Here is an 18,487-nt window from a genome sequence, read left to right as displayed (position 1 = left end):
AACCATGCTGGAATATTCGATGGTTTATTTACTGATGGCATTGCCATTGCATAGTTAAAATAACGTTTTTAGTTTCCGCATTGTAGGCCCGTGCGGTGACAATAAAACCTTGCTTACGATAAAATTGATAAGCCCGGTAATTTTTTTGATAAACCTCCAGGGTTAGCGCTTTATAGTGTTGCTGAACGCCATCCATCAGTATTTTTCCCACCCCTTTACCGTAATAGAATTGGTCAACAAATAATGCGCCTACCAGTTGTTCTTCAAGGATACTAATAAATCCGACAATAGCGTTTCCGCCGGCAGTGGATTCCAATTGTACTTCTTGCGATAAATACACCCAAGTCCGCGCCGCCGGAAGATAGGTATCTCGCACCAACGAGGCGCTCTCGTGCCAATATTGTTCGGTAACAAAAGGATGCGCAGCAATTGTGCTGCTCAACCACAATTGCATGACGGCATCAAGATCGTCCGGTTGGTAAGTTCTTATCATTTTACTACGTTATCCGGGTGGCAAAAACAGCTCGCCAGATGATCGTTCACCAGCCCACTGGCCTGCATAAAGGCATAGCAAATGGTGGAGCCGATAAACTTAAAACCTCGTTTTTTGAGTGCTTTTGACATCGCATCTGAGATTGGTGTTGTTGCCGGGCATTCAGCCAAACACCACCAATGGTTAATTTTTGGCTCACCGTCGACAAAACTCCAGATAAAACGCGAAAAATCTTCGCCGTTGGCTTCCATTGCCAGGTAGGCCTGAGCATTGGTGATAATGGCCTGAATCTTACCGCGGTGGCGGATAATACCGCTGTCTAGCACCAGTTTCTCGACCTCTTCTGGCCCCATTTTTGCCACACGCACGGGATCAAAGTTATGGAAGCATTTGCGATAGTGTTCGCGTTTTTTCAGCACGGTTATCCACGAAAGCCCGGCTTGTTGACCTTCGAGGCAAAGCATCTCGAATAATGCTTGGCTATCGGTACGCGGAATTCCCCATTCGGTATCGTGATAAGCAAGATAAAGGGGATCTGAGGTGACCCAACCGCAGCGCTGTAAATCCATAACCTGACTTCCTGTTTATTGTCTGACTGAGTGAAGAATAATGGCGGTTCAGATAACGATAAGCAACCAACGTAATTTTATATTGAATAATAAATTTGACGCAGGCAGTTATTGTTTAACAATTAACCATGTACAGAATAATAATCTGTTATTTTTGTTATTTTAAATTATATTGGAGTTAATAACATGCAAATTAAGCAAAAGACTCTGAAGTCATTCTTGGCAGCTTCATTCTGTCTGGGATTATTTCTTGCGGTTGTTCCTACGGCAATGTCACATCTGTCGAGTGAGGAGCTGCTTTTATGCCACCCCTGTAGTGACAAGTGTGATGACGATACCTCCGACGAGTGCCCCCTCAACGATGCTGTTTTATATCCGACAGGCAGTTATTCCTCAATGTCCTCTTTCACTGTGCCCCCGCCGGTGCAATGGAAATGTTGGTTTGGCTGCCCTTTGCCCTGAAAAATAGGGGGGAAGTGTGGTGAGAAAACCCACCTATAATTTGCGTTAGTTATCTGATTATTTGAATTTTTTCCACTGAGGAAATGCTTTTAATTAGGTAAACAATATTTTTAAAGATAATCACTAATTATATATCTATTAGTCATCTATATGTTTTTATTGAGTTATTTTCTTGAATATTATCTTTTTTGGGCAATAATTGTATTGCCACAAGCATAAAACGCTGCTTTTGGTATTTCTTTAAATACTTTATAGGATCATTAATATGATGAAGAATATAAAACACTCCAGTAAATCTCTTCTGACAGGTGCTGCTTTTGCTCTGTTATTAAGTTCCGGGCAGGTAATGGCCACTGATATTACCTCTGTGTTACCGACCACACCAACAGTGCCGGGCATAGATACAATAGTACCGCCAACTCCACCGGTTGTAAGTTGTTTGAGTGCTGGCAGTATGCTGGACCTGAAATGCGTCATTGACTCAATGATGAAAACACTGACTCAAACGATGAGTCACCTTCCATCAACACCAACCTTGCCAACAACGCCAACGGTGTAAGACTAGGTTAGGTGTAAAATTTTGAGTGTTGACGGCGCGGGTTAACCTCTCAAAATCTTACATATATACGGTTGCTGGGCAGGTTGTTGTCAGCAACCGTATATGCGATAACCAAAGAACTATTTTTCTTTATACCCCGCTATGGGTTATGTCAGCCACGGCGCGTGGTTCCCTCTCTCATTCGGATAATTAATCAACAAATTAACTTTCATTCATGCATCTTGCCGGATTCAAGCTGTATATCTTACGGTCAACGGGTATACTGACTCATTCCATTTTAATTCACTTGTATCGCGTGCGAATCCAACATGCAAAAGTTTGATACCAAGACCTTTCAGGGCCTGATCCTGACGTTACAGGACTATTGGGCGCGCCAAGGCTGCACCATTGTTCAACCACTGGACATGGAAGTCGGCGCGGGTACCTCCCACCCAATGACCTGCCTGCGTGCACTTGGCCCAGAGCCAATCGCTGCCGCTTATGTACAACCTTCACGCCGCCCGACCGATGGTCGCTACGGTGAGAACCCGAACCGCCTGCAACACTATTATCAGTTCCAGGTGATTATCAAACCTTCACCAGACAACATTCAGGAACTCTATTTAGGTTCATTGAAAGAGCTGGGCCTTGACCCGTTGATCCACGACATTCGCTTTGTCGAAGATAACTGGGAGAACCCAACTCTGGGTGCTTGGGGTCTGGGCTGGGAAGTGTGGCTGAACGGCATGGAAGTCACTCAGTTCACTTACTTCCAGCAAGTGGGCGGTTTGGAATGTAAACCGGTTACTGGCGAAATTACTTATGGTCTGGAACGTCTCGCCATGTACATTCAGGGCGTTGACAGCGTTTATGACCTGATTTGGTGTGACGGCCCGCTGGGGACTACCACTTACGGCGATATTTATCATCAGAATGAAGTGGAGCAATCCACCTATAACTTTGAATACGCCGATGTGGACTTCCTGTTCTCCTGCTTTGAACAGTATGAGAAAGAAGCTCAGTCACTGCTGGCGCTGGAAACCCCACTGCCGCTGCCTGCCTATGAACGCATTCTGAAAGCTGGCCACACCTTTAACTTGCTCGACGCCCGTAAAGCCATCTCGGTGACTGAGCGTCAGCGTTATATTCTGCGCATTCGTACGCTGACCAAAGCGGTCGCCGAAGCTTATTATGCTTCTCGCGAGGCATTGGGCTTCCCTATGTGCAAAAAGAATCAGAACTAAGAGGCTGTCATGACTCAACAGACTTTCCTGGTGGAAATCGGCACGGAAGAGCTGCCGCCGAAGGCTCTTCGTTCTCTGGCCGAATCTTTTGCTGCCAATTTTACGGCTGAACTCGATAGCGCCAACTTGCCACACGGCGAAGTTGTTTGGTATGCCGCGCCGCGCCGTTTGGCGGTAAAAGTCGCTAATTTAAGTGCTGCTCAGGCTGATCGTGAAGTTGAAAAACGCGGCCCAGCAATTGCGCAAGCATTTGATGCTGAAGGTAAACCAAGCAAAGCGGCCGAAGGATGGGCGCGTGGCTGTGGTATTACTGTGGAGAGGGCGGAGCGTCTGGTCACTGATAAAGGCGAATGGCTGCTGTATCGCGCCCATGTAAAAGGGCAATCAGCACAATTATTGCTGGCGGGGATGGTGACAACCGCGCTGAGTAAATTGCCAATTCCTAAATTGATGCGCTGGGGTGATAAAGAAACCCAATTCGTTCGCCCGGTTCATACCGTGACCATGCTGTTAGGTTCTGAAGTGATTCCTGGCACCGTGTTGGGTATTGATTCAGACCGCGTTATTCGTGGTCACCGTTTTATGGGTGAATCTGAGTTTGCGCTCGATAATGCTGACCAATACCCGCAAGTCTTGCTGGAGCGCGGTAAAGTCATTGCTGATTATGAATTGCGCAAAACTATCATTAAGCGTGATGCAGAATTGGCGGCACAAAAGATTGGCGGTATTGCTGATCTGAGTGAAAGCCTGCTGGAAGAAGTGGCGTCACTGGTGGAATGGCCGGTGGTATTGACTGCCAAGTTTGAAGAGAAATTCCTGGCAGTTCCTGCGGAAGCACTGGTTTACACCATGAAGGGTGACCAGAAATATTTCCCGGTTTACGACACTGCCGGTAATTTGCTGCCAAACTTTATCTTTGTTGCCAACATTGAATCGAAAGATCCTCAGCAGATTATTTCGGGTAACGAGAAAGTGGTACGCCCACGCCTGGCAGATGCCGAGTTCTTCTTTAATACCGACCGTAAAAAACGCCTTGAAGACAATCTACCGCGTCTGGAAACCGTGCTGTTCCAACAGCAATTGGGCACCTTGCGCGATAAAACGGATCGTATTCAAGCGCTGGCCGGTTGGGTTGCAGCGCAAATTGGTGCTGATGTTAACCATGCCACGCGCGCCGGTTTGCTGTCCAAGTGCGACCTGATGACCAATATGGTGTTCGAATTCACTGACACCCAAGGTGTGATGGGGATGCATTACGCCCGTCACGATGGTGAAGCTGAAGACGTTGCGGTTGCGCTGAATGAGCAATATCAGCCACGTTTTGCGGGCGATGATTTGCCGTCAAATCCGGTTGCTTGTGCATTGGCTATTGCCGATAAAATGGACACGCTGGCGGGGATTTTCGGTATCGGTCAACATCCGAAAGGCGATAAAGACCCATTCGCTCTGCGCCGCGCGGCGTTGGGTGTATTGCGTATTATCGTTGAGAAGAATTTGCCGCTGGACCTGCAAACGCTGACCGAAGAGGCCGTGAGCCTATATGGTAGCAAGCTAACCAACACCAAAGTGGTCGACGAAGTGATTGAGTTCATGCTGGGCCGCTTCCGCGCCTGGTATCAGGATGAAGGTCATAGCGTCGATACCATTCAGGCGGTATTGGCTCGTCGACCAACCAAACCGGCTGATTTTGATGCTCGGGTGAAAGCGGTAACCTATTTCCGCACACTGGATGCCGCCGCCGCATTGGCTGCCGCGAATAAGCGTGTGTCAAATATTCTGGCAAAATCCACTGATACCCTGAATGACCATGTTCGTGCTTCGGTGTTAAAAGAACCGGCGGAGCTGAAACTGGCCACTCATTTGGTGGTATTGCGCGATAAGCTGGAGCCAGTATTTGCTGCGGGTCAATACCAGGAAGCACTGGTTGAACTGGCAGCGTTGCGGGAAACCGTCGATGAGTTCTTTGATAGTGTGATGGTGATGGCCGAAGACGATGCTGTGCGAGTTAACCGCCTGACGTTGTTGAGCAAATTACGCGAGCTGTTCTTACAGGTTGCTGATATTTCGCTGTTGCAGTAATCCTGTACTCGGCTCGTCACAGGGGAGCGTATTTACCAAGAGGGTATGCGCTCCCCTTAGCTATTCTTACTGGGTAAGAATAGGATTTGGTGAAAATAAGTACTTATTACAGGAGTAGCTTCACATGACTTTTGCACTGAATACGACCCGATATTCACGTTGGTTAGCGCCTTTTCTGGCGTTGCTGGTGGTGTTCCAATTGACCGCCTGCGGGGATAAAGAGCCAGAGCAACGTAAGGCTTTTATTGATTATCTGCAAAATACAGTGATGCGCAGTGGGATGAAACTGCCAACGCTGAGTGAAGATCAAAAACAGAAGTTTGGCCCTTATGTCAGTGATTATGCGATTTTAGTGACTTTTTCTCAGCAACTCAGTAAATCTGTGGATGCTAGCCTGAGCCCCGCGATTGCGCAAATCAATGAGATTCGTATGGCGCAGGATTATCTTAATAAGCGTGATGCATTGCAGCAGTCAGCGGGTGTGTTGAATCTGTTAGTACAGCAGATTCGTACCGCCAAAACACAGGCAGATGCCGCTGTAGCCGCATTGAAGCAGCCAGATGATTTGAAAGTCGTTTTCAATAAAGCTTTTGATAATATTGTGACTCAACCTACTAATGTGCTGATTCCGGCTGTTCCAGTTGTTTCTGCCTTTGTGCAGGATCTGGCGCAGGTTGGGGATTTCCTGCAACAGCAGGGGACTCAAGTGACCTTTAATAATGGTGGTGTTCAGTTCCAGACTGCGCAACAAGCGGCACAATACAACGCGATGATGGCTAATTTGGTCGCCAAGTACCCGGCGATGATGGCGGCACAGAAGAGTGTCATGAGTGTTATTCAGTGATGGTTTTGGTTGATTTGATTTAGTGATCGGTTCGGTTGTTAGGACTGATCGAGTTATTCTTTCGGTTGGTATTCGATAAGTGAATAAGTTCGGTTGTTAAAGCAACTGAGTTTACTTAACCTACGATGAACCAACCGGCAAAGGGGCCATAAGCGTGGCCCCTTGTGCAATCCCGCGCTTGCGCGAAATATTGCCCTGCGGGTAAACCGTCTGCGTCTTTCGGGCTGACGAGCCAGCGCGATGGGCATCCCTGCCCAAGCGCACTTTTCGCGGGCGTCCATGGCCGCTCACTCTACCCTCTCTCCTTGTCGGCAACATTCCTGATTGCGCTCAACGTCAAAACCATGGTTTTAGGTTTTGATGTTTAAAAGCACATTTGAGCTGCCGAGTGAAGAATGAAGCCAGGGAAATCCGCCATGGACGGCGGATTTAGGTGTCATGAGCAGGGATGCGAATAAAGCCGTCCCGCCAGCGTAATGATGAACGAGGGAACCTGCGCAGCAGGCAAGCGACACGTGCGAAGCGCAGGGGATCCAAGGGGGTTACGCGTTTGTAACCCCCTTGGCGGTTGAGGCATTGGAGGCAAAATGAGCACAAATATCATGTCAACCGAACCCAATCACCGAAAGAATATCAACCAAAACCCAAAAACATCTCCCCCTTCCCCCTGTTTTTTTATTACACATTTGCCACGCAACTGGGCAGTTCGATCAGAATAAGATGGGTGAATGTCTCATCCTTCCTCTACGAGCAAAAATAACTTGTGATTAACATCACATTTTCAAAACAAAGGGCCGCCACGAAAGTGTGATATGAATCACTATATTGGCCGCTTTTAGCTTAAAAATTCTCCGGCGTGGCTTTCTTACACCCCAATAGTGTGACCTTGATCAACAAATCCACCCCTGTAGTGGGGGTTTTAGTGTGACATTCGTCACATGCTGGGAGTGAGCTACGCGAGAGTAAAGGAGCATGCTAAAGTTTGTTTTGCATACAGCGGGTTTGTATTCGATAACACCGGCGGGTTTTGCAGAACTGCCTCAACAAAACAATTATATCGCGCTCTTATTGTTAGCGCGTACCAATAGGGGTGTTTTATGTTTTCACCAGATGCAAAGGTCAGAATTCAAAATTTTGGCCGATTCCTCAGTAACATGGTCATGCCCAACATCGGCGCATTTATCGCCTGGGGTATTATCACCGCACTGTTTATCCCAACGGGTTGGCTGCCGAATGAAACGCTAGCCAAATTAGTTGGCCCGATGATCACCTTCCTGTTACCACTGCTGATCGGTTTTACCGGTGGTCGCTTGGTTGGTGGTGACCGTGGTGGTGTGGTGGGTGCTATCACCACCATGGGGGTTATCGTTGGTGCTGATATGCCAATGTTCCTCGGTGCGATGATTGCAGGCCCATTGGGTGGCTGGGCAATCAAACACTTTGACCGCTGGGTTGAAGGTAAAATCAAAAGCGGCTTTGAGATGCTGGTTAACAACTTCTCAGCCGGTATTATCGGGATGTTGCTGGCTATTCTAGCCTTTATGGCGATTGGCCCATTGGTAGAAGTGTTGTCTAAAGCACTGGCTGCTGGCGTGCACATCATGGTGCAGAATAACCTGCTGCCACTGACGTCAATCTTTGTTGAACCAGCCAAAATCCTGTTCCTGAATAACGCTATCAACCACGGTATCTTCTCACCGCTGGGTATCCAGCAGGCGACTGAAACCGGTAAGTCTATCTTCTTCCTGATTGAAGCTAACCCAGGCCCAGGTTTGGGTGTGTTGATGGCTTATATGTTCTTCGGCAAAGGTAACGCCAAGCAATCTGCTGGCGGCGCGGCTATCATCCACTTCTTTGGTGGTATCCACGAAATCTATTTCCCATACGTTTTGATGAACCCACGCTTATTGCTGGCGGTGATTCTGGGCGGTATGACTGGCGTGTTTACTCTGACCCTGCTGAATGGCGGTCTGGTATCTCCAGCTTCTCCAGGCTCTATCCTGGCAGTATTGGCGATGACACCAAAAGGTGCTTACTTTGCCAACATTGCTGCGGTTGCTGCTGCGTTTGCGGTGTCCTTCGTCGTATCAGCTATCTTGCTGAAAACGTCTAAAGCTAAAGACGAAGAAGAAGACAGCCTGGAAGACGCGACTCGCCGTATGCAAGACATGAAAGCGCAATCTAAAGGCGCACAAGCAGCCAATGCAGCTGCTGCTGCGGGCGACTTGAGCACGGTGCGGAAAATCATTGTCGCCTGTGATGCTGGTATGGGTTCCAGTGCGATGGGTGCTGGTGTGTTGCGTAAGAAAGTGCAAGATGCGGGCTTGAAGTACATCTCGGTCACGAACTGCGCCATCAACAACCTGCCGGAAGATGTTGATTTAGTTATCACGCACCGTGATTTGACTGAGCGAGCAATGCGTCATGCACCGCAAGCACAGCATATTTCGCTGACTAACTTCCTCGACAGCCAGTTGTATACCAACCTGACGGTACGTTTAGTCGAAGTGAGTAACGCGACCGCGACCACACAAAAAGTGATTGAAACGCTGGATGATAGCTTTGAGCCATCAGAAGCCAACCTGTTCAAACTGAGTGCGGAGAATATCTTCCTCAATCAACATGCTACGAACAAAGAGCAAGCCATTCGCTTCGCCGGTGAGCAGTTGGTAAAAGGCGGTTATGTCGAGCCAGAATATGTTGAAGCGATGTTGGAACGTGAAAAACTGACTTCCACCTATCTGGGCGAATCTATCGCCGTGCCACACGGCACTATCGAAGCAAAAGACCGTGTGCTGAAGACTGGTGTGGTGTTCTGCCAATACCCTGAAGGTGTGCGCTTTGGCGAAGAAGAAGATGAAGTGGCTCGCTTGGTGATTGGTATTGCCGCCCGTAACAATGAGCATATTCATGTCATTACCAGTCTGACCAACGCGCTGGACGATGATTCTGTCATTGAGCGTTTAAGCAAAACCACCAGTGTGCAAGAAGTCTTGGATTTGCTCGGCGGTAAAAAATCCGCTTGATAGGTGTGAGTAACTGAACGGCGATGAGTGTTGTCCGGTTGTGACGGATAACTGCCGTAACCTGAATAGGGCCGTGGGGAGTACGCGGCCCTTTCACAGCTACACAGCAAAAGGTAAAAAATATGAAAGCATTACATTTTGGCGCGGGTAATATTGGCCGGGGCTTCATTGGTAAACTTCTTGCTGATGCCGGTGCACAACTCACTTTCGCCGATGTGAACCAGCCGTTGTTGGATGAACTGAATAAGCGTAAGAGTTATCAGGTTAATGTGGTGGGTGAGCAAGCCCGTGTTGAAGAAGTGAAAAATGTTAGCGCAGTGAACAGTGGTAGCCCGGAAGTGGTGGCACTGATTGCTGATGCTGATATTGTCACTACCGCTGTTGGCCCACAAATTTTGGCCCGCATCGCCAGCACCGTGGCGCAAGGTTTGGTGGCCCGTCATCAACAAGGTAATACCCGCCCACTGAATATTATTGCTTGTGAGAATATGGTGCGCGGCACTAGCCAGTTAAAACAGCATGTGTTTGCCGTCTTGCCAGAAAGTGAGCAAGCGTGGGTTGAGCAACATGTTGGTTTTGTTGATTCTGCGGTAGACCGGATTGTGCCGCCATCAGAAGCGGGCAGCACTGATATTCTGGCCGTGACAGTAGAAACATTCAGCGAGTGGATTGTTGATGGTACCCAATTTAAAGGGCAGCCGCCGCAAATCGCCGGTATGGAACTGACGGATAACCTGATGGCCTTTGTGGAGCGCAAACTCTTCACGCTGAACACCGGGCATGCCATTACCGCCTATTTGGGCCAGCTTGCTGGTCACCAAACCATTCGTGATGCCATCCTTGACTCAGCCGTTCGCCAGACAGTGAAAGGTGCGATGGAAGAGAGTGGTGCGGTGCTGATTAAGCGCTATGCGTTTGATCCACAGAAACACGCCGCTTATATCGAAAAAATTCTCTCCCGTTTTGAAAACCCTTACCTGCATGACGATGTTGAGCGCGTTGGCCGTCAGCCACTGCGTAAACTGAGTGCCGGTGACCGGTTGATCAAACCGCTGTTGGGGACTTTGGAATATCAGTTGCCACATAATAACCTGGTGACCGGCATTGCCGCGGCCATGAGCTACCGCAGTGAGCAAGACCCGCAAGCGCAGGAACTGGTTGAATTACTGGCTAAGTTAGGGCCGAAAGCCACTCTTGCTCAAATTTCCGGGCTGCCAGCTGATAGCGAGGTTGTGGAACAGGCGGTGAGTGTGTATAACGCCATGCAGGACAAGCTGGCGCACTGATGCTCAGTGCTCAGATGAGCCGGTTGTTGTATTGGCCGGCTCTCCAAACCCGTTGGACGGATACTCATTAACCACCCCAGTGACCAGCGATGATTGAAAAAACACAGGCATTTGAGAATCGGGTACTTGAACATCTGAACGCGGGGAAGACCGTTCGGAGTTTCTTGATGGCTGCTGTCGACTTATTGGCAGAAGCATTGAACATTCTCGTGGTGCAGGTTTTCCGTAAAGATGACTATGCGGTGAAATATGCCGTGGAGCCATTGCTGGTCGGGGATGGGCCGTTGGGTGAGTTATCGGTACGATTGAAGTTGGTTTATGCCTTGGGCGTCATAACTCGGCATGAATATGAAGATGCCGAGCTATTGATGGCGCTGCGTGAAGAGCTAAACCATGATGGCACCGAGTATCGCTTTACTGATGACGAAATCCTCGGGCCATTTGGTGAACTACATTGTGTGGCTGAATTGCCGCCAGTCCCGACATTCTTACGCCCGGATGAAGCAGATGCTTCGCTGATTGCTATGCAACGCCAGCGTTATCAGCAAATGGTGCGCTCCACTATGGTGCTGTCGATTACTGAATTACTCTCCCGTATCAGTCAAAAACAAGTTTCTAAACTCTCGCCACTCGGCCATGTTTAATTATTGAAAACACTGAGCCATTCCTCAGCTAACAACCACAGGGCTGTTATTGCCATCAAGCCGCCCATCACGCCATTAAATAGTCGCAACTTCCAATTAATGCGCAGCGCATGACGCAATTGATCACCCATCACCGCCCAAACCGCCACGCAAGGGAGATTCAATAAAGCAAAGCCACCGACAATCAACAAAGTATGACTCAGTGTCGCGCCTTCCCTTGGGGTGAATAAGATGGCGACATTCATTGCCATCAGCCAGGCTTTTGGATTAATCGCTTGAAATAATGCCCCCTGAATGAACCCCATCGGCTGCTCCCTATCCCGAGCATTGGGGCTGCCAGAATTAAAAATCTTCCAGGATAACCACAGTAAATAACCGCCGCCCAATGTTACTAATGGCAAGCGAACAACCCCGACCCAACTGAGGATAAATGCCAATAGCGTGGTCATTAATGCGCATTGCAATGCACAACCAAAGGTAATCCCCAGCATCATCGGGAAAGTTCGGCGCAAACCAAAATTGACACCAGAGGCGGCCAATAGCAGGTTATTTGGGCCTGGGGTGATCGACATTACGGTGACGTAACTGATGAAAGCACTGTCCAACATGGGGGAGATCCTATTAATGTTATCAAGAGATTCGGCATGTACTCTAAATAATTCGAGTTGCAGGAAGGCGGCAAGTGAGTGAGTCCCGATGAGTTGACGTGAGTCAATGATTCGGGTGATTGAGCGCAGCCAACACACATGCAATTTGAAGTATGACGAGTATAAACATCAATCCGTGATGGCATCAGAAGCAGAAGTTATCTATTGTTATGGGTACAGTTTGCATAACACTGAACTGTACCCATCAATTCTCTAGAGAACTGTCACCATGTCCCTTGTTATGAATGAAATTCGCTACTTACAAGTGGCTGACAATTTGGCACAAGCCATTAAGAATGGCAGTCTCCTGGCGGGCAGCCGCTTACCCTCGGTGCGGGGCTACGCGCAGAGCCATCAGGTGAGTGTCAATACCGTGGTGGCTGCGTATCGCACATTGGAAGACCGTGGCCTGATTGAAGCCCGCCCGCAGTCAGGTTTTTATGTCTGTAGCCCGTCAACCGCCGTGGTGCCAACCGCTACAGTGGGGAAACCGGTGGATGAAGTGCTGGATTTGATTGATACCGTATTTGCTGCGCAACAAAATCCGCGTTTTACCAATATTTCGCTGGCCTGCCCGCAGACTGGCGATTTCTATCCCAGCACCAAGTTGGGGCGTATTATGGCTTCTTTATTACGCCGTCAGCCGCAGTTGATCAGTCAATATGCTTTGCCACCCGGCAGTCAGCGCCTACGCCAGCAAATTGCTCGCCGCGCTATGACGTTGGGAATGCTGGCCGATCCAGCAGAAATCACTATTACCCATGGGTGTATGGAGGCGCTGCAATTAGCGCTCCGGGTGACCACCAAGCCAGGGGATTGTGTCGGGCTGGAGTCGCCGACTTATTTCTATCTGATGCCATTATTGGCAAGCCTCGGGCTGAAAGCCGTGGAGATTCCGACTGATCCGCAGCAGGGACTTTCATTGGATGTGTTGGAGTTATTGCTTAAAGAAGGGCGGTTGAATGCACTGATTGCAATGCCGACGGTGCAAAACCCCATGGGGTATACCATGCCGCTCGCCGCGAAAAAAAGATTGGCGCAGCTGATGAACGATCATCAAGTGCCATTAATTGAAGATGGTTTATATGCCGAGATTCAATTTGGCTCGGCTTTATCTCCGGCAGTCAAAGCATTCGATCGTGACGGCTGGATACTGTTTTGCTCCAGCTTTACTAAAACGCTGGCACCGGATTTCCGTATTGGTTGGATTGATGGGGGTCGCTTCGCAGAAGCATTGCACAAGCTAAAAGCGGTATCGTCAATGGCGGAGCCGATGCTGCTGTCAGAAACCTTAGCACTGTTCCTTGAGTCTGGCGGCTATGACCACCATTTGCGCAGTTTGCGCCGCCGTTATGCGCAGCAGGTTCAGCAAGCTCAACAACTGATTACCCGCTCCTTTCCGCGAGGAACCACAGTGACACAGCCGGCTGGCGGGTTTGTCTTTTGGGTCGAATTTCCTAATAGCGTCGATACCGTCGCGCTGTTCCATCAATTGCTGCAAGAGCAGATTTGCCTGACGCCGGGGACGCTTTATTCACCCAGCGGCCGGTATCGCAATGCATTTCGCCTATCTTGCTGTTACCCATTCAATAGCCGCTATACCGGGGCGTTGGAGCGGTTGGGGGCGGTTGCATGTGAAATTAGCGGCTTACCCGCCGGAATGCAGTGGCAATCGGCACAGGAGGCTGCTGTCGAAAGGCCCGCATCCTGATACACTATCCATCTTGATGCACAATCAGTGCTATCCTATCTCCAACTTTAGCGAAATATCGTGCCCATCAGCGGCATGTACGGGCCAATACTATGAAAGAACATGCAGAAATCAAACGTCTAAGCGATATGCTGGATGCGCTGAACCACAAAGATCCGACTGTTATACAGCAGGGTAATGTGGAGTTAATTGCACAGCATATGAAGGAAAAAGAGAAACTGGCTGCTGAAATTCAGCGTTTGAAAGAAGTGCGGGTTAAAAACCTGAGTGCTGAAGCTCAGAAGCTGGCGCAACTGCCATTCAGCCGAGCGATTACCAAGAAAGAGCAAGCGGATATGGGCACTTTGAAGAAAGCGGTGCGCGGCATTGTGGTGGTTCACCCAATGACAGCATTAGGTCGCGAGATGGGCCTGAAAGAAGTGACTGGTTTCGCCAAAAAAGCATTCTGATTGCTATTTTCGATAGAGCCGGGGGTGTGGCATGGCCACCCCCGGTTTTTTTATATACACATTATCAATCAAAGAGTTCTGATCGTGTTCCTGTGCGGGTAAAGATAATCTGACTTATCTTACTACGGCTATTGAGTTTGCAGATGAGTAGAAAGTCTCCTCCGACATGACACTCTCGGAAGTTTCCCCAATCTCCTTTAAGCGGATGGTCTAACCATTCCGCCCTTAGCGGCGTGTCATTTACAATAAGCGGCAACATGGCATGTTTTGTTATTGAATAACCTCTCTTGGTAGACATCTTCCTGTCACCGCTGATTAAAATCCCCAATATTTCTTGGGCGAAGCGCATTAGCACGGTTTAATAAATAATCAGAAAGTTTCCCAATTATCCTGCTGATTGTTGCGGCTAGCTTCTGGGGCCGGGCGCGGTGTGGTTACGCGCGGGGCGCTAGTATTACTTTGAACAGCTTCAGTTTCAGCTTCGGACAGGCGGAATACCGCGACCGCTTGCGCCAGTAAGATGGCTTGTTCAGCCAGTGAATCAGCGGCGGCGGCGGACTCTTCCACTAACGCGGCGTTCTGTTGAGTGGTGCTGTCCATTTCGGAAATAGCCAGGCTGACTTGTGTGATACCCCGGCTTTGTTCATCAGAGGCTGAGGCGATCTCCGCCATGATATCGCGCACATGGGTGACTGAGCGGACGATATCCTCCATAGTTTGACCCGCATTTTGTACCAGTGAGGTACCGGCATTGACTTGAGATACCGACTCGCCAATCAACCCTTCAATTTCCTTCGCCGCCTGCGCACTACGCTGCGCCAGATTACGCACTTCACTGGCGACCACAGCAAAGCCCCGGCCTTGCTCACCGGCGCGCGCGGCTTCAACTGCGGCATTCAGCGCCAAGATATTGGTCTGGAAAGCAATACTGTTAATCACCGAGGTGATTTCAGAAATGCGTTTAGAGCTGCCAGAGATATCATTCATGGTACGCACCACATCATTAACTAGCTTGCCACCCTGTTGCGCGGTTTTTGATGCCTCGGCGGCCAGTTGATTAGCGTGGTGAGCGTTATCGGCATTCTGTTTAACCGTGGCATTCAATTGCTCCATACTGGCGGCAGTTTCTTCTACAGCGGCGGCCTGTTGCTCTGTTCGGGATGATAAATCAGTATTGCCAGCCGCAATCTCGCCGGAAGCATGAGACACCTGGCTGACGCCGATACGAATTTCATCAATCATGGCGCGCAGGTTTTCATTCATCCGGGCGACGGTATTCATCAGCAAGCCCAGTTCATCAGTACGGTTTGATGTTGTCTCTGCGGTTAAATCGCCGTTAGCAATGCGTTCAGCCATCGCCAACGTCGTGCGCAATGGCACGGTAATCTGGCGGGTCATGCGCCATGAAATCAGTAAGCCAAATAGCAAAGCGGCAATGACAGTAATGGCTAACTGCAATTGCGCATTATTGATTTCGTCATGGGTGCCTTGCAGTTCTTGGGTGAAAAGATGTGTCGCCAACTTATTCAATTCATTGGCATTATCTTCCATCACCTTACCCACGTCCAACTCTTGTTGATAAGCCGGTAAATAGGCCAGCACATTGTCTTTATAGGTGTTGAGACTGGAGATAACCGGGGCTAATAACTTTTGCTGGTCGGCGGATAACACCGGCATGAAAGCATTCGCCGCACTGTTGGCAATATTGATCGAGGTTATCAACGAAGATTCTGCCTCTTGGTTGCGCTCCAGCAATAAACCCCGCGCGTTATAGCGCACGGTCATTAATTTTTGGTTCATTTCTGCCAGTAGAATCCGGGTGTTGGTATCTGCGCCCTCACTGAGCAAGCTTTGTTGTAACTCATTGAGATTCTTTTGAGTTTCAGAGATATTCCAGCTTTTACGCACATCATCTTTATGGGCGACTGCATTCACAAAGTTGCTTTGTTGTTGCAGATATTCCTCTACCACATCGGCAATACTACTGATCGTTTTACGGTTACTTTCCGACCAAACAAGACCTTCACTTTGGGTGAGAAGATTTTTTATCTTATTGATATATTCAGAATTTTCTTCGATGTATTTCAGGTCATAAGTGCGTTCATATAACGCACGATTATATTTTGCCTGGTTGGCTTCATCATTAATTTTGTAACTCAAGTCGACTTTATAAGCATGTTCTTCAATGACGGAAAAATGATATGCAGTGGTACCAGCGATGATCCCAACTAACAACAACATCAGGAAAAAGCTTAATCCCAGCTTTTTACCGACTTTCACATTGTCAAAGTTACCAAAAACTTTGCTAAATCCTGCCATGTTCTGCTCCGTTATACGGTGTTTCTGATGCAAATCAATCAGTGTAGGTGAGTGGGGGGTCGGTCTAATTATTAGAGGATTTCGGGGAACTGGTGATAGGTGGGGCAGCCTTGGCAAGAGTGCTTTTCCCAAACGTAATACCCGTCATACTTCAAGTTGCATGTGCGTTGGCTGCTCTCACTCACCCGAATCACTTACTTGAGTAAGCTCATCGGGACTCATTCGCTTGCCGCCTTCCTGTAACTCGAATTATTTAGGGTTATAGTTCATGGACTTAATATCCATGAATACCAGTGACCTTCTTGTACATTCTATCGGCAGGAATCAAGCAAACTTTAACAATATAAATGCCAACAATAAGCAATAAAAATGCCAGCAAGAAGGCCTTGCTGGCATGGTTTTGGTTTTATACGCTGCGGGCTTGAAGCCGCAGCGTTGCTAGCTGAGAATTACTTAGCTTGAGCGAAACGCGCGGCGGCTTCGTCCCAGTTAACGACGTTCCAGAATGCTTTGATGTAGTCTGGGCGGCGGTTTTGGAATTTCAGGTAGTAAGCGTGTTCCCACACATCCAGGCCAATAATCGGGAAGCCAGATGCGCCAGAAACAGCTTCGCCCATCAGCGGACTGTCTTGGTTAGCAGTAGAAACAACCGCCAGTTTGCCATCATCTTTCAGAACCAGCCAAGCCCAACCTGAACCGAAACGCGTTGCCGCAGCTTGCTCAAATTTTTCTTTGAAGCTGTCAACGCTGCCGAAGTCGCGCTCGATAGCGGCTTTCAGGTCACCGGTCAGAGTGGTGCCCAGTTTCAGGCCTTTCCAGAAAAAGCTATGGTTAGCGTGGCCGCCGGCGTTATTACGCATAAAGGTGCGTTTTTCTGCCGGGACTTTGTCCAGATCTTTGATCAGGTCTTCAACGCTGAATTTAGCCAGCTCAGGGAAGCTCTCCAACACCGTGTTTGCATTATTAACATAGGTTTGGTGGTGTTTGGTGTGATGGATTTCCATCGTCTGCTTATCGAAATGGGGTTCTAAAGCATCGTAAGCATAAGGCAGGGATGGCAGTGAGTAACTCATAATCATCGTCTCCGTAGGTGTAGAGCGGCGCAAAAAAAGTAAGCACCGCGTAAGCATTCGGATCATTATAGTTAATTAAATGATATTGAAAATGATTATCAATGCCTTACTTATTGTACGGTCTTTCTATTCCTGAATCCGCTGCGGATGTGTATACACTGTTGCCCGGTCGGGTTTACTGAAACCAACCAAGGTGAGATTACAGCGCTCGGCGACTTCAACTGCTAAGGTTGTTGCAGCTGAAACAGCAAACAAAATCTCGGCCCCGCACATGGCGGCTTTCTGTACCATCTCATAGCTGGCGCGGCTGGAAACCAGCACCGCGCCTTGCTGCCACGGCTGTTTGGCTCGAATTCCAAGCAATTTATCCAGCGCGACATGGCGACCAACATCTTCACAGCCCCCTAGTAATTCGCCTTGAGGATTAATCCAAGCGGCGGCATGAGTACAGCCGGTCAGTTGGCCGACGGTTTGTACCTGTTTGAGCTGTGCGAGGGCGCGGTCGAGGTTGTTGAAATCAAAAGTTTGCGTGAATGGTAAGGGCGTGATTGGGCGGAAGATATCGTCCAGTTGCTCGATACCACAAACACCGCACCCAGTGCGGCCGGCCATCGCCCGGCGGCGTTCTTTTAAACCGGCAAAACGGCGGCTGGAGAGTTCAATGTTAACTTCTATGCCATTACAGCCAGGATTAACATCAATGGCGTAGATTTCCTGCGGCGCACTAATAATTCCCTCTGATAATGAAAACCCCAGCGCAAAAGCCTCTAAATCCTTGGGGGTGGCCATCATCACGACATGAGAAATGCCGTTGTACACCAGTGCTACCGGCACTTCCTCCGCTAACCAATCCAACTGTGGCTCGGCCATTTTATGGCGCTGTAGCACGTTAAGTTGTCGGGCGCCGCAAATTCCGGTGGAAAGGTCAATATCTGAAGGTTTGATCTGGCTCACTATGCAGCCCTGAAAGTTATAACCCATAATCACAATGTGGTAACATTCACATTAAGAATGGTATGGGTATGATTCAATTTCAATAGGAATGTATCCCATCCCGATAAAGGTGATATCGCGTTAGCGATTTTAGCGCTTCTGGTTTTGTT

17 protein-coding genes are annotated in these 18,487 nt (G+C 48.8%); 10 read left to right on the top strand and 7 right to left on the bottom strand.

The window, feature by feature from the left end:
- Positions 1-28: 28 nt before the first annotated feature.
- Together DXZ79_RS20240 and DXZ79_RS20235 are read right to left on the bottom strand one after the other, a co-directional pair.
- Positions 29-493 (bottom strand): N-acetyltransferase, encoded by a 465-nt coding sequence (locus tag DXZ79_RS20240; RefSeq protein ID WP_038637613.1) that lies wholly within the window; start codon positions 491-493, stop codon positions 29-31.
- Positions 490-1,062 carry a DNA-3-methyladenine glycosylase I gene (locus tag DXZ79_RS20235; protein WP_038637610.1) on the bottom strand — a complete coding sequence of 191 codons (573 nt, stop codon included), beginning with the start codon at positions 1,060-1,062 and terminating at the stop codon, positions 490-492. The genes DXZ79_RS20240 and DXZ79_RS20235 overlap by 4 nt, the downstream gene beginning before the upstream one ends.
- 727 nt (positions 1,063-1,789) lie before the next feature.
- Between DXZ79_RS20235 and DXZ79_RS20230 the strand changes: the two genes are divergently transcribed.
- From DXZ79_RS20230 to DXZ79_RS20200, 8 genes are all read left to right on the top strand, one after another.
- On the top strand, positions 1,790-2,083 hold the full coding sequence (locus tag DXZ79_RS20230; RefSeq protein ID WP_042562527.1) for a hypothetical protein: 294 nt from the start codon (positions 1,790-1,792) through the stop codon (positions 2,081-2,083).
- 308 nt (positions 2,084-2,391) lie between these two features.
- Positions 2,392-3,306, top strand: a complete 915-nt coding sequence (gene glyQ / locus DXZ79_RS20225) for a glycine--tRNA ligase subunit alpha (RefSeq protein ID WP_038637607.1) — start codon at positions 2,392-2,394, stop codon at positions 3,304-3,306.
- Between the two features lie 9 nt (positions 3,307-3,315).
- On the top strand, positions 3,316-5,385 hold the full coding sequence (gene glyS, locus DXZ79_RS20220) for a glycine--tRNA ligase subunit beta (protein ID WP_038637604.1): 2,070 nt from the start codon (positions 3,316-3,318) through the stop codon (positions 5,383-5,385).
- Positions 5,386-5,509: 124 nt separating this feature from the next.
- A complete protein-coding gene (locus DXZ79_RS20215) occupies positions 5,510-6,229 on the top strand; it encodes a DUF3053 domain-containing protein (protein ID WP_038637601.1) in 720 nt (239 codons plus the stop codon).
- A 164-nt stretch (positions 6,230-6,393) separates the two neighbouring features.
- On the top strand, positions 6,394-6,597 hold the full coding sequence (locus DXZ79_RS20755; RefSeq protein WP_158501195.1) for a hypothetical protein: 204 nt from the start codon (positions 6,394-6,396) through the stop codon (positions 6,595-6,597).
- A 729-nt stretch (positions 6,598-7,326) separates the two neighbouring features.
- On the top strand, positions 7,327-9,255 hold the full coding sequence (locus DXZ79_RS20210; RefSeq protein ID WP_038637598.1) for a PTS mannitol transporter subunit IICBA: 1,929 nt from the start codon (positions 7,327-7,329) through the stop codon (positions 9,253-9,255).
- A 122-nt stretch (positions 9,256-9,377) separates the two neighbouring features.
- The gene (locus DXZ79_RS20205; protein ID WP_120011582.1) at positions 9,378-10,541 is read left to right on the top strand and encodes a mannitol-1-phosphate 5-dehydrogenase; all 1,164 of its coding nucleotides are present in this window, start codon (positions 9,378-9,380) and stop codon (positions 10,539-10,541) included.
- A gap of 89 nt (positions 10,542-10,630) precedes the next feature.
- On the top strand, positions 10,631-11,185 hold the full coding sequence (locus DXZ79_RS20200; RefSeq protein ID WP_038637592.1) for an MltR family transcriptional regulator: 555 nt from the start codon (positions 10,631-10,633) through the stop codon (positions 11,183-11,185).
- Here DXZ79_RS20200 and DXZ79_RS20195 read toward each other — a convergent pair.
- On the bottom strand, positions 11,182-11,793 hold the full coding sequence (locus tag DXZ79_RS20195) for a LysE family translocator (RefSeq protein WP_038637591.1): 612 nt from the start codon (positions 11,791-11,793) through the stop codon (positions 11,182-11,184). The two genes, DXZ79_RS20200 and DXZ79_RS20195, sit on opposite strands and share 4 nt — an antisense overlap.
- 268 nt (positions 11,794-12,061) lie before the next feature.
- On the opposite strand from DXZ79_RS20195, the gene DXZ79_RS20190 reads away from it, so the two are divergent.
- Both DXZ79_RS20190 and DXZ79_RS20185 read left to right on the top strand, forming a co-directional pair.
- Positions 12,062-13,543, top strand: coding sequence for an aminotransferase-like domain-containing protein (locus DXZ79_RS20190; protein WP_038637589.1), 1,482 nt, complete (start codon positions 12,062-12,064; stop codon positions 13,541-13,543).
- Positions 13,544-13,635: 92 nt separating this feature from the next.
- Positions 13,636-13,992, top strand: a complete 357-nt coding sequence (locus DXZ79_RS20185; protein WP_038637586.1) for a YibL family ribosome-associated protein — start codon at positions 13,636-13,638, stop codon at positions 13,990-13,992.
- A gap of 64 nt (positions 13,993-14,056) precedes the next feature.
- On the opposite strand, the gene DXZ79_RS20180 is transcribed toward DXZ79_RS20185, so the two are convergent.
- The 4 genes from DXZ79_RS20180 to fdhD form a co-directional block, all read right to left on the bottom strand.
- Positions 14,057-14,251 carry a type II toxin-antitoxin system YafQ family toxin gene (locus DXZ79_RS20180; RefSeq protein ID WP_038639947.1) on the bottom strand — a complete coding sequence of 65 codons (195 nt, stop codon included), beginning with the start codon at positions 14,249-14,251 and terminating at the stop codon, positions 14,057-14,059.
- A 110-nt stretch (positions 14,252-14,361) separates the two neighbouring features.
- Positions 14,362-16,311, bottom strand: coding sequence for a methyl-accepting chemotaxis protein (locus tag DXZ79_RS20175; RefSeq protein WP_038637582.1), 1,950 nt, complete (start codon positions 16,309-16,311; stop codon positions 14,362-14,364).
- A gap of 449 nt (positions 16,312-16,760) precedes the next feature.
- Complete coding sequence (gene sodA, locus DXZ79_RS20170; protein WP_038637579.1) at positions 16,761-17,384, bottom strand: superoxide dismutase [Mn]; 624 nt, start codon at positions 17,382-17,384, stop codon at positions 16,761-16,763.
- A 126-nt stretch (positions 17,385-17,510) separates the two neighbouring features.
- Positions 17,511-18,365, bottom strand: a complete 855-nt coding sequence (fdhD, locus tag DXZ79_RS20165; RefSeq protein WP_071841752.1) for a formate dehydrogenase accessory sulfurtransferase FdhD — start codon at positions 18,363-18,365, stop codon at positions 17,511-17,513.
- Between the last annotated feature and the right edge of the window lie 122 nt (positions 18,366-18,487).

The sequence above is a fragment of the Yersinia rochesterensis genome (assembly GCF_003600645.1).
GTDB classification, from domain to species: Bacteria; Pseudomonadota; Gammaproteobacteria; order Enterobacterales; family Enterobacteriaceae; genus Yersinia; species Yersinia rochesterensis.
Note: the sequence above shows the minus strand (reverse complement) of the source record. Positions and strands in the feature narration are given on the sequence as shown.

Bases quoted from the DNA above. Each gene is read 5' to 3' on its own strand.
- DXZ79_RS20240 (WP_038637613.1), bottom strand. From the start codon at position 493: ATGATAAGAACTTACCAACCGGACGATCTTGATGCCGTCATGCAATTG.
- DXZ79_RS20235 (WP_038637610.1), bottom strand. From the start codon at position 1,062: ATGGATTTACAGCGCTGCGGTTGGGTCACCTCAGATCCCCTTTATCTT.
- DXZ79_RS20230 (WP_042562527.1), top strand. From the start codon at position 1,790: ATGATGAAGAATATAAAACACTCCAGTAAATCTCTTCTGACAGGTGCT.
- glyQ (WP_038637607.1), top strand. From the start codon at position 2,392: ATGCAAAAGTTTGATACCAAGACCTTTCAGGGCCTGATCCTGACGTTA.
- glyS (WP_038637604.1), top strand. From the start codon at position 3,316: ATGACTCAACAGACTTTCCTGGTGGAAATCGGCACGGAAGAGCTGCCG.
- DXZ79_RS20215 (WP_038637601.1), top strand. From the start codon at position 5,510: ATGACTTTTGCACTGAATACGACCCGATATTCACGTTGGTTAGCGCCT.
- DXZ79_RS20210 (WP_038637598.1), top strand. From the start codon at position 7,327: ATGTTTTCACCAGATGCAAAGGTCAGAATTCAAAATTTTGGCCGATTC.
- DXZ79_RS20205 (WP_120011582.1), top strand. From the start codon at position 9,378: ATGAAAGCATTACATTTTGGCGCGGGTAATATTGGCCGGGGCTTCATT.
- DXZ79_RS20200 (WP_038637592.1), top strand. From the start codon at position 10,631: ATGATTGAAAAAACACAGGCATTTGAGAATCGGGTACTTGAACATCTG.
- DXZ79_RS20195 (WP_038637591.1), bottom strand. From the start codon at position 11,793: ATGTTGGACAGTGCTTTCATCAGTTACGTCACCGTAATGTCGATCACC.
- DXZ79_RS20190 (WP_038637589.1), top strand. From the start codon at position 12,062: ATGTCCCTTGTTATGAATGAAATTCGCTACTTACAAGTGGCTGACAAT.
- DXZ79_RS20185 (WP_038637586.1), top strand. From the start codon at position 13,636: ATGAAAGAACATGCAGAAATCAAACGTCTAAGCGATATGCTGGATGCG.
- DXZ79_RS20180 (WP_038639947.1), bottom strand. From the start codon at position 14,251: ATGTTGCCGCTTATTGTAAATGACACGCCGCTAAGGGCGGAATGGTTA.
- DXZ79_RS20175 (WP_038637582.1), bottom strand. From the start codon at position 16,311: ATGGCAGGATTTAGCAAAGTTTTTGGTAACTTTGACAATGTGAAAGTC.
- sodA (WP_038637579.1), bottom strand. From the start codon at position 17,384: ATGAGTTACTCACTGCCATCCCTGCCTTATGCTTACGATGCTTTAGAA.
- fdhD (WP_071841752.1), bottom strand. From the start codon at position 18,365: ATGGGTTATAACTTTCAGGGCTGCATAGTGAGCCAGATCAAACCTTCA.